Genomic DNA, 1,169 nt, shown 5'->3' on the forward strand with positions numbered 1-1,169 from the left:
GTCGGCACCAGCGGCACGGACGTCCGCCTCAGTGGCATCAGCAAGCGCTACGGCGCCTTCACCGCCGTGCACCCGCTCGACCTCGCCATTCCCGGGGGCTCCTTCTTCGCGCTGCTCGGTGCGTCCGGCTGCGGCAAGACCACCACCCTGCGCATGATCGCCGGGCTGGAGGACCCCTCGACCGGCAGTGTCGAGCTGGGCGGCCAGGACGTCACCGCGCTCCCCCCGCACAAGCGGCCGGTCAACACCGTCTTCCAGAGCTACGCGCTCTTCCCCCACCTCGACATCTACGAGAACGTCGCCTTCGGCCTGCGCCGCCGCGGCATCAAGTCCGTCAAGAAGCAGGTCGAGGAGATGCTCGACCTCGTCCAGCTCGGCGACTTCGCCCGCCGCAAGCCCCACCAGCTCTCCGGCGGCCAGCAGCAGCGCGTGGCCCTCGCCCGCGCCCTGATCAACCACCCGCAGGTGCTGCTCCTCGACGAGCCGCTGGGCGCCCTCGACCTCAAGCTGCGCCGCCAGATGCAGCTGGAGCTCAAGCGCATCCAGACCGAGGTCGGCATCACCTTCGTGCACGTCACCCACGACCAGGAGGAGGCCATGACCATGGCGGACACCGTCGCGGTCATGAACGGCGGCCGGGTCGAGCAGCTGGGCGCCCCCGCCGACCTCTACGAGACCCCGCGCACCACCTTCGTCGCCAACTTCCTCGGCACCTCGAACCTCATCACCGCCGACGTCCTCGGCACCTCCGGCGACGACATCCTGCTGCGGGCCTCCGATACCAAACTCACCCTGCCCACGACACGATGTACTACCGACGCCCGGGCGGGCGGCAAACTCCTCGTCGGCATACGGCCCGAGAAGATCACGCTGACCCACGCCGACGACGCGGGCACCATCCCCGACGGCCGCAACCGCATCGCCGGCCGTATCGCCGACTCCAGCTTCATCGGCGTCTCCACCCAGTACGTCGTCGACAGCCCCGTCTCCGCGGGCCTGTCCGTCTACGAGCAGAACATCGAGCGCGACAGCAGGCTCGTCCCCGGCGCCGAGGTCGTCCTCCACTGGAACCCCGGCCACAGCTTCGGCCTGGACGCGGCGCAGAGCCTCGAGGCCGGAACGGACGCGGGGGAGGGGACGTGACGACCTCGACCGCTCCCGCCCCGGAC

At 70.3% G+C, this 1,169-nt stretch carries 1 protein-coding gene; it reads left to right on the plus strand.

The window, feature by feature from the left end:
• A partial coding sequence (locus K6I34_RS37190) for an ABC transporter ATP-binding protein (protein ID WP_229332427.1) occupies positions 1-1,143 on the plus strand: 1,143 nt, incomplete at its 5' end.
• Between the last annotated feature and the right edge of the window lie 26 nt (positions 1,144-1,169).

It is taken from the genome of Streptomyces sp. UNOC14_S4 (assembly GCF_020740835.1).
Classification (GTDB): Bacteria; Actinomycetota; Actinomycetes; order Streptomycetales; family Streptomycetaceae; genus Streptomyces.